Below are 9,113 nucleotides of genomic sequence, written 5' to 3' on the forward strand. Positions count from 1 at the left end.
CCCTGGGATGGTCGACGGGCAGCGGTTGCCGGAAGCACGATCACTTTCGCTCCGACTTTCACCCGCTCATAAAGGTCCACGACGTCCTCATTGGTCAGCCGGATACAGCCGGACGAAACCCGCTTCCCGATCGTATCGGGCTTGTTGGTGCCGTGAATTCTATATTCGGTCTCGCCCAGATACATCGCCCGAGCGCCGAGCGGGTTGCCGGGACCGCCTGCCATAAACCGCGGCAGATAAGGCTGACGCGAAATCATCTCTAGAGGTGGACGCCAATCCGGCCATTCTGTTTTACGGGCCACAGTCTGCTCGCCGGACCACGAGAAACCTTCGCGGCCAACACCGATGCCGTAGCGCATTGCTTGCGTGTCGCTCAGAACGAAATACAGGAATGTGTTTTTGGTATCGATGATCACGGTGCCCGGCGTTTGGTGGCTGGCGTAGTCAACCACCTGCCGAACAAATGCTCCGGGACCGTCAGCAGCTTTTGGTGGTTCGACCAGAGTCGCCGGGGCCGAAATCGGAGCCGGAGCTGGCGCTGATGCATGAACTGGAGTTGACACGTGAACCGGAGTTGACGATGCCAGGGCTTGGGGAGCGGACGGCTTCCGTATCGGTTGCACGCTCGTCGGGCGAGACAGCAAGCTGTATCCCAATGCGGCGACGGCCACGACGCCAACTGCAACTCTCGCGGCCATTGGTAGTGCGAGCGTTTCTGCCTTTCCACGTTTGGCCCGCTTACTCATATCTTTCCTCCGGTCACCATGCCCGGAACAGGTACCCAGCAAAATTTAAGAAACTTCGAAGCGAATCGCCTATTGGGGCATTGCCCTGAGCTTGCTGTACAATCCGCATTCTCCCGCGCCGAAGGAAAACCTCACCGAAGGCCTCGCCGCGCTGCAAAAGGCCAAGGCACTCGGCGCCAAGAGCGAACGCGAACGCGACTATATCGACGCGATGCTGGCATTCTATTCGGGCGACGAAAAGACGACGTTTGCTATCCCAATGATGACGAGGCGCAGATCGCCTACGCCATCACGCTGAACGTCACGGCGCCACCAGAGTCACTAACGGACCGCGAAACCGATCGACGACACGTCCGCTTTCTTGCGAACATCTGACGTCATGCGGATATGAGATGTTATGGAAGACGTCGGTCGATGGCCCATTTGCTAGCCGCAATCGCGCGCCTATTAAATAAGTGGCAGACCACATTTTGAGAGGAAAGCTGCTGTTCCGTCGTAGTACGACGGCGGACGAGTGGCGTCGATGACATCGCCCGCCGGGACGTAGATGACCATGCCCTGGCGGGCGCGCGTTAGCAGCACACGGTAGGCGTTGGCCAGGTAGATCTTGCGGTTGTCATCATTGACGTTCTGCCAGCGCGTCCCCGAAAACCGATAGCACTGCCATTTGCCATTGACTGAGCGAAAATCGGCGTCCCAGCAGACTCCCACCCAGTCGAGCTCAAGGCCCTGTATGTCGAACTCGGTCGCAGGGTCTTCCATATAATGGGACGAGCGAACGTCGTCTTTTCCGTTCAGGAACCAGGTTGGTGCATCAATCTTTTCGTGGACGTTGATCCCCTCTGGCTTAAGGCGCGATGCACCTGATGACGCCACCAGACCAATCCGTTCAGAGCCTCGCGCGCGATTGCGAAGCCACTGCTTTGTTTGAACTAGACTTCGCGTTACCGCGATCGGATATGACGCCTTAATCGACTGATAGATTTGCTCGGCCTCATCAGCCTCACCTGCGACTAATGCACCAACAAACTCCGACAACTTTTCGGCACGAAACGATCGAACTGAGACAGCAAGGTGGAGCGCCGACAAGGATTGCCTGTCGAGCCCCTCGAGCTCGGCCGCAAGATCCTGCCGCCAGTGATAGTCCCGGTGCGCCAGCTTCGTAGAAGTGTAGACTTTCCAGCCACGGAAACTGCGCTTGAGCGCCGAAAACCACTCGGTCAAGCCAGCCTCACCGGCGTTGATTTCCTGCCCTCCCCCAACCAGGCAAATGATGACGCACCAGCCGTCATGCCGATCCATCACGCTGATAAGGAATTCGGGCTCCGACATCTGAAAATCAGACTGGCCTCGTTTCTGGCCCATGAACTTCGCTAAGTGATTCTTATCCCAAGCGCGCTGGGCCTCGTCAAATACTGCTACCCGCTCAATGGGAGGCTCTGTGGTCGTCAGATTGCCGTCCCGAAAGTGCATGATGTTCTGAACAAAGCTGTTCACTTTCCGGGCGGCGTCGGCTTTCTTGGTCTTTTGACCCCGCTCCTTTAGCCTTCCATACTCGTCGCGGGCGAGCGCTTCGCGCAGCACCTCGACAAGCGGTCCATTGCCGGAAAGAAACACCGCGTGCTCTTCTTCGTGAGCCTTAGTTCGAAGGGTCACCAAATTGAGACCAGCCAACGTTTTTCCGGCACCAGGCACACCAGTCACGAAGCAAATTGACTTGTACTCGTGCGCCTTGGCGTCTTCAATAATCCCAGCGAGGCAGGCCGCTGTCTCGCTCAGATTCTTTGCGCCGGCGTCGGACCGAGTGATGTTTTCCACGCGGTGTCCTTGATAGAGCGCCTGCGCCGCTTCAATGATCGTAGGTGTCGGCCTGTATCCGGTTCGGGACCATTGTTCGCCATCAAGGCCACCCTGCCCCGGTGTTTGCCTGACAACCTCCGCGACGAATTTTCCGAGGTTGTTACCATTTGAGCCGATTGGGCCGGCCACCCCGTCTAATCCCCACGTCAACTTGAACGGAGACTCATCGGCCATCGTCGCAACAACGATCGGAACTATTCGGCGATCGTGGCTGCCGGCATGAAAGTTCTTGAGGTCGAGGGCGTAATCCATCACCTGATCGAAGGCCGCTGCATCGAATTGATGCGACCCCACCTTGAACTCGATGACGAAGACGACCCCCGCAGTAACCAGCACCACGTCAGCCCGCTTGCCCATACGAGGGATAGCAAATTCAAAGGCGATCCAACCGTTGAGGCCCCGGAGTTGGCGTCGAACGATATCGATCTGGCCTAGCCACGCGTTGCGCTGCAGCGCATCCAATGCGAACGGGTTTCGCTTGGCGAGATGTCCCAGGATCGCTTCGGAGGCCTGATCGACAACGTCCGCGATCGGGCTAGAATAATACGCGGTAACTAGAGCGGTCTGAGCCCGTGCTTCTGCGTAATTCAACGGTTGATCCTATGTCCTTAGAGAATATCAATCTCGCAAAAATGGCCGAGATACTAGCCCAATCTTCCGATTATCGCGTTCTTCGCAAGCTTATCCCAAGAGATGAGTTTGCAATATGCAATGGGCAAGCTACGAGAACTGGCATTCTGCTCGACGTCGAGACTACTGGACTGAACACGGCGCAGGACGAAATCATCGAACTTGCCATGGTCAAGTTCACCTATCTGCCGGACGATAGAATAGCGGCCATTACGGAGGTCTTTTCTGCCTTCAACGAGCCGTCAATTTCCGATACCGGAAGAGATTACCGAGCTCACGGGCATTACCGATGAGATGGTATCGGGCCATCGTATCGATCCCGATGTCGTTGCGTCCTTCGTCTCGGACGCAGTTCTGGTCATAGCCCACAATGCGAACTTCGACCGAAAGTTTGCGGAGCGATATTGGCCCCAGTTCGAGAGGAAGCCCTGGGCTTGTTCAGCGACGGAGGTCGAGTGGCGAAAGCACGGATTCGACGGGTCTCGCCTAGGTTATCTATTGGCCGGCGTTGGTCTCTTCCATCAGGCGCATCGAGCCATCGACGACTGTAGAGCATTGATAGAGATCCTATCGTCGGACGTCCCGAAACTGAATCGATCCGCCTTCGCACTCCTGCTTGAGCGAGCTCGCCGCAAGACTATTCGTATTTGGGCGGAACAATCTCCGTTTGAGCTGAAGGACACGCTCAAGAAGCGGGGCTATCGCTGGAGCGACGGCTGCGATGGAAGGCCGCGGTCTTGGTATATTGACGTGGACGAGGCCAGTCAAACAGCTGAGATCGAGTTCTTACGAAAGACGATCTATCTGGGAGATGTGGATCCGCGAATCCAAATGATGAGCGCGATGAATAGGTTTTCGAACAGGGTTTGATCTCGCTGTGCTGTCGTGGAAACTCGGCTAGGGCGCTGACCGCCAGTGGCTTTTTTTGTATTTAATTCCGATTCCTTGCGTGCGAAGTAGGGTGGGATGCGCGAGTTCCCCCCACTGACAATTGGGGACTTCCGAATACCTAGCCCGCTGACACGCACCGGAAAATTTGATTGAATCGGGGCGCTCACCGCCCAAGAGCGCCAATCTATACACGTTTGTTTCGCTGCGCGGTCCGGCGTAACTAGCTCGAATCTGGGATCGTGGGGAACGGAGATCGAGTTGCAGATTCTGTAGGCGAAGGAGAAATAATCGCAGCTAAACGCGGGTCAGGCGCGACTAGGAAAATGGAAGGTAGCTCGTGACCTCCGCTGATCGCATAGCATCATTTGGTCCATTTCGCCTCTTTCCGGGGCAGATGCTGTTGATGGAGGATGAAACCCCGGTTCGTCTCGGCAGCCGGGCCTTGGAAATATTGATCGCGCTTACCGAGCGCTCCGGTGAACTGGTTAGCAAGAATGAATTGATGGACCGGGTCTGGCCTGACACGACGGTCGACGAAAATAGCCTTAAGTTTCATATCTGCTCGCTCAGAAGAGCGCTTGGTGACGGACAGCCAGGACGGCGCTATTTGGCCACTGTTCAGGGACGCGGCTATACCTTCGTAGCACCAGTCGAATTTTCCTCTGCAGTAAAGCCGATAACACCACCGAGCGCCGCGGTTGATCGCAAACACAATCTGCCAAGTCTACATACGCGAGCGCTGGGCCGAGGCGATACCATCAGTGCGCTGCTGGATCGGTTTCCGCGACAACGGTTAATCACCATTGTAGGGGAAGGCGGCGTTGGCAAAACAACGGTTGCCCTCGCCGTCGCAGAGGCAGTCATCGGGACGTATGAACACGGAATTTGGTTTGTTGATCTCGCACCGCTTAACGATGAGCATTTTGTTGCAGGTGCACTCGCTTCCGCACTGGGGCTTGAGACGCATTCAGAGAACCCGATCTCAGAGCTTGTCGCGCACCTGCGGATTAGACGGATGCTGATCGTGCTCGATACATGTGATCACGTGGTCGGAGCAGTAGCTGCATTGGCGGAACAGATCTTGGCTGCCGCGCCGCAGGTGCATATCTTGGCGACCAGCCGGGAACCGCTGCGTGCGCAAGGCGAGCAATTGCACCGCTTACCGCCTCTCGGGGTTCCGCCCAATCCATCGAGGATAACAGCTTCGGACGCTCTTTCATTTCCTTCGATCCAATTGTTCGTCGAGCGAGCGGCAGCGATGCTTGAAGGCTTCGAGTTGGAAGAGGCTGAGGCGCCTGCCGTTGCCGAAATCTGTCGAAAGCTCGGAGGGCTGCCGCTCGCTATCGAGCTGGCTGCGAGTCGTGTTGAGGCCTTTGGTGTTCGACAACTGTCGTTGCTGCTAAGCAGTCAACTTAACCTCCTGAACTACGGTAAGCGTTCCGTGCGGCCACGACATCGAACGCTAACTTCTGCGCTTGACTGGAGTTACGAGTTTCTGCCCGAAGTCGAACGTGCACTGTTGCGCCGCCTGTCGGTCTTTCGCGGCGCCTTCACGTTGGAGTCTGCAAGCGCAGTGGCTTCGGTTGCAAATTCCGACGTGCCGAACGATCTGGCCAATTTGGTCGCGAAGTCGCTCGTGGCGGCAGACGTTGGTGGCGCTGTTGTGCAATATCGATTGTCGGACACGCTGCGCGTATACGCGGCGCAGAAGCTCGCCGAAAGTGGCGAGCTCGAGCAATATGTACGCCGTCATGCCGAGCATCAGAGGGATTTATTCGAGCAAGCGGGGGCAGAATGGACATCGCAGCGGACTGACGAGTGGCTCGCCACGCATGCTCGTCACATCGACGATCTACGTGCGGCCCTGGACTGGGCTTTTTCGCCGAAAGGCGACGCGGCGGTCGGCGTGGCTCTTACCGTCTCCGCAGTGCCTACGTGGTTTCGATTGTCGCTGATAAGCGAGTGTCGCGGACGCGTCGAACAGGCGCTCGCCGCTTTCCAGCCTAGATCGACCGAAGACGAACGCCGCAAGATGCAGCTATACGCCGCCCTGGATTGGTCGAGATTTTTTTTAACAGCATCTGTGCAGGATACTGGCTTCGCGTGGACCATTGCCCTCGAACTCGCCGAAAGGTTCGGTGATACCGACTATTCACTGCGTTCGCTCTGGGGTCTGTGGGCCGGACGCTTAAACAGCGGCGATTTCCCCGCGGCGCTCGAGCTTGCAACCAAGTTTCGTAACCTTGCCGCGACGGAGGCCGATCGCGCTGACCTGCCTGTCGGCGATCGAATGGTAGGCGCATCGTTGCATTTCCTGGGGGACCAGATAGGTGCGCGGCAGCACATCGAGCCCATGCTCTCTCACTACATCACCCGTGATCACCACTCAGATGTGGTCCGCTTTCAGTTCGAGCAAAGCACAACGGCAAATATCACGATGGCCCGAGTTCTCTGGCTGCAGGGATTCGCCGATCAAGCGATGCGTACGGTCAAGGATAGCATCGAACACGCATTGTCCATCGATCACACGCTTTCCCTATGCAACGCTCTCGCCCAATCCGCGTGCCCGGTCGCCTTTTTGGCCGGCGATTTGCCGGCTGCGGAAAGGTACACGACAATGCTCATCGACCGCGCCGATCGGCACGCAGTGGAGGTTTGGCTTATCTACGGCAAGTGTTTTAGAGGCCAGCTGCTCATCCAGCGCGCCGATGTAGACGCTGGATTGCGGCTTCTCGGCGCCGCTGTTGATGACCTTCGCAAGGCGGGCTTTGCCCAGTACCTCACTGCATTTCTCGTGGCCTTCGCGGAAGGCTTAGCTCGTAGCGGGCAAGTCGCACAAGGACTTGCTGCAATCGAAGAGGCTCTCACGCGATCCCAGCGGAATCAGGAGCGATGGTGTTTTGCCGAAATTCTGCGCGTCAAGGGCGAGCTCATTCTTCGGACCCGCCACCCTGCGGCTGCCACAGAGGCTGAGGGGCACTTCTTGCAGTCAATCGATTCAGCGCGCCGGCAGCAAACGCCGTCTTGGCAATTGCGCACGGCGATGAGTTTAGCTGAGTTGTGGCGTGGTCGGGACAAGCCTGCCGCGGCGGAACAGCTTCTATCATCGGTCTACAACAAATTCAGTGAAGGTTTCGCGACCAATGATCTAAAGAGAGCACGCGCACTGATCGATCAGTTACGCAACACTTAGCCTCGGACGGGAGAGCTAAGGTCGGCATCGGGTAAGAAGCCAACACTAGGTCTATCCAGAGCTCGATCGCTTTGCATCTGACCGCGGACCTTGGTACTTCGGTCAAAGTGATCAGCTGTTGAGCGAGCACCAACCCGAAGCCACTCGTGCTCATTTCTGCTTCAGTGGAGAGAAACTACTGCAGTCCCATCCATTTATTCGAACTGTAACGCTTCGGCGGGTCGAACGTGAGGTGACCGTCACTTGAGAGCCGAACAGTCTGGAACGGTGCGCTGCGGTCATGTCGCTTGGATTCATCCGTTCGCCAGATGCGGTTCGGGCTTCCGCCGTATCCATAACGGGAATCGGTACAGGTTTCAGCGAACGCAGGAGCAGCTAAACAAGCGACGCCAGCCGAATGGCTTCGTTCCAAGGGGGCAAGGGTCAGATTGGCATAGCGGCAAGCCATCGGATCGCCGAAGCGTGCTTATCCCTCTGATCTGCCGCCCTTCTCGTGCTGCCGCCGCGTGGTTTCGGCTTTGTTTGCGGCCGCAAGTTCCCGAGCGATGTATTCCGCAAGGTTGCCGATTTCGGCGTTGATGGCCCGTTCCGAGATGCCCTGGTCCCTTGCCATTTGGATGCAGCGCCGCGCCAGTTCCGCTACGTCTTGAGAGGCACCGCCCGCACCAATTCGATCGAAAGCGTGGATGCTATTCTCGATCCAAAAATCGATAAATTCGCGCACCTTGGTGCTCATTTGCGCCTTTCCCGCCGCATCAACAAAACCATCCTGCCTCAATGGGGTTGAAGAGTCGGGTGAAAAGCAAGCTCTAAGCGGCGCATGGGAACAATACTCGTCAACGCGGGCGAAGGCGTAAGCTGCCGCCTTATCGCTGAGCGGCAACGTGCGACAGCTCTCACGCGTTTATCGCAATGCGAGCCCGTGGTTTGCAAATGCCAGAGAAATGATGATCAGCAGGCTGGACGACCAGCCCCCTGCACGCCTCCAACTGCTTTGGGCAGCAATATTCGCAATTTGCGAAGTTTAGCTTAGGCCAAACGCAAGCTCCCACGCACTTGCGTGGACTCTGCTTCGGCTTGTCAACCATCACTGTCAACCATGTCAACTCTGTCAACCTAACTTTTCGAACCTCCAGCTACCGAGATGCCGGGATGCGAACTACTCGCGATACGCTAAGCTGCTGGAAGGACCCACAAGCAATCCGCCATAGAGGAGGCCGATGTCCGTCAACCGAGGGCCGGATCAACAACACATCCCAGAGACGTACATTCTGGGCGCTTCGCCCCGGAGACGCGTCTCTCGCGTTGGTCTATTCGCGCTTGGGACGCTGGTCGACCCTGAACGCGGTGCACGCGTTGGCATTTCCAATCCTTCTCTGTGCAAGCCCCCGAGTTTGGGGCTCGTTTTCTTGATAGCAATCGCCACGAGTTACTCGGAAAGCCTCTTCCTTTCTTCTTTCTGTGTTCTTCGTGGTGCTCGCCATTTTCACAGAATTGGACCCTCTCGGGCGATGGTCTGACGGTGCGCGTGAAATCCAGGCTCGCCATTCCGTCGAGATAATTTCCACCAGATTGGTGAGGCTCTTGCGGCCTCGCAACGGACGCTCGATGACCTTGAGATGGAACAGCCGGCGGCCTTCATGCAAAGTGGTTTGGACGGTGGTCCGGCAGACGCCGGCAAGCGCGGCTATTTTGTCGATCGGCAAATCGCATACGCCGTGGTGCTTGATCTCGCCTGCGATGATGCAAAGAACAGCCCGCTGTCCTTCGGTATAACAATGCCGAAGCGTATC

Annotated in this window: 8 protein-coding genes and 1 pseudogene; 4 read left to right on the top strand and 5 right to left on the bottom strand. The window is 57.0% G+C overall.

What is annotated here, in order from left to right:
* A partial coding sequence (locus tag YY7_RS0148275) for a L,D-transpeptidase (RefSeq protein ID WP_051397361.1) occupies positions 1 to 746 on the bottom strand: 746 nt, incomplete at its 3' end.
* 91 nt (positions 747 to 837) lie between these two features.
* Here YY7_RS0148275 and YY7_RS0148280 point away from each other — a divergent pair.
* Complete coding sequence (locus YY7_RS0148280) at positions 838 to 1,044, top strand: hypothetical protein (protein WP_028169238.1); 207 nt, start codon at positions 838 to 840, stop codon at positions 1,042 to 1,044.
* 149 nt (positions 1,045 to 1,193) lie between these two features.
* On the opposite strand, the gene YY7_RS0148285 is transcribed toward YY7_RS0148280, so the two are convergent.
* Positions 1,194 to 3,197: a DUF2075 domain-containing protein gene (locus tag YY7_RS0148285; protein ID WP_051397360.1), complete on the bottom strand. Its 2,004-nt coding sequence runs from the start codon at positions 3,195 to 3,197 to the stop codon at positions 1,194 to 1,196.
* A gap of 11 nt (positions 3,198 to 3,208) precedes the next feature.
* Between YY7_RS0148285 and YY7_RS64895 the strand changes: the two genes are divergently transcribed.
* From YY7_RS64895 to YY7_RS0148295, 3 genes are all read left to right on the top strand, one after another.
* Positions 3,209 to 3,529: an exonuclease domain-containing protein gene (locus tag YY7_RS64895; RefSeq protein WP_349642728.1), complete on the top strand. Its 321-nt coding sequence runs from the start codon at positions 3,209 to 3,211 to the stop codon at positions 3,527 to 3,529.
* A gap of 1 nt (position 3,530) precedes the next feature.
* Complete coding sequence (locus tag YY7_RS64900) at positions 3,531 to 4,106, top strand: 3'-5' exonuclease (RefSeq protein WP_349642729.1); 576 nt, start codon at positions 3,531 to 3,533, stop codon at positions 4,104 to 4,106.
* Positions 4,107 to 4,464: 358 nt separating this feature from the next.
* A complete protein-coding gene (locus YY7_RS0148295) occupies positions 4,465 to 7,320 on the top strand; it encodes an ATP-binding protein (protein ID WP_028169240.1) in 2,856 nt (951 codons plus the stop codon).
* A gap of 192 nt (positions 7,321 to 7,512) precedes the next feature.
* Here the strand turns inward: YY7_RS0148295 and YY7_RS61580 are convergent.
* The 3 genes and pseudogenes from YY7_RS61580 to YY7_RS62475 all read right to left on the bottom strand — a co-directional run.
* Positions 7,513 to 7,641 (bottom strand): annotated as a pseudogene (locus tag YY7_RS61580) (RlpA-like double-psi beta-barrel domain-containing protein); the annotation flags it as partial.
* Between the two features lie 145 nt (positions 7,642 to 7,786).
* Positions 7,787 to 8,056 (bottom strand): DUF768 domain-containing protein, encoded by a 270-nt coding sequence (locus YY7_RS0148300; RefSeq protein ID WP_028169241.1) that lies wholly within the window; start codon positions 8,054 to 8,056, stop codon positions 7,787 to 7,789.
* A gap of 574 nt (positions 8,057 to 8,630) precedes the next feature.
* The coding region (locus tag YY7_RS62475) for a hypothetical protein (protein WP_196237454.1) at positions 8,631 to 9,113 on the bottom strand (483 nt) is incomplete at its 5' end.

The organism is Bradyrhizobium elkanii WSM2783, from assembly GCF_000472865.1.
GTDB classification, from domain to species: Bacteria; Pseudomonadota; Alphaproteobacteria; order Rhizobiales; family Xanthobacteraceae; genus Bradyrhizobium; species Bradyrhizobium elkanii_A.

Excerpts from the sequence above, each read along its gene's own strand:
- YY7_RS64895 (WP_349642728.1), top strand. The coding sequence starts at position 3,209 with ATGTCCTTAGAGAATATCAATCTCGCAAAAATGGCCGAGATACTAGCC.
- YY7_RS64900 (WP_349642729.1), top strand. The coding sequence starts at position 3,531 with ATGGTATCGGGCCATCGTATCGATCCCGATGTCGTTGCGTCCTTCGTC.
- YY7_RS0148300 (WP_028169241.1), bottom strand. The coding sequence starts at position 8,056 with ATGAGCACCAAGGTGCGCGAATTTATCGATTTTTGGATCGAGAATAGC.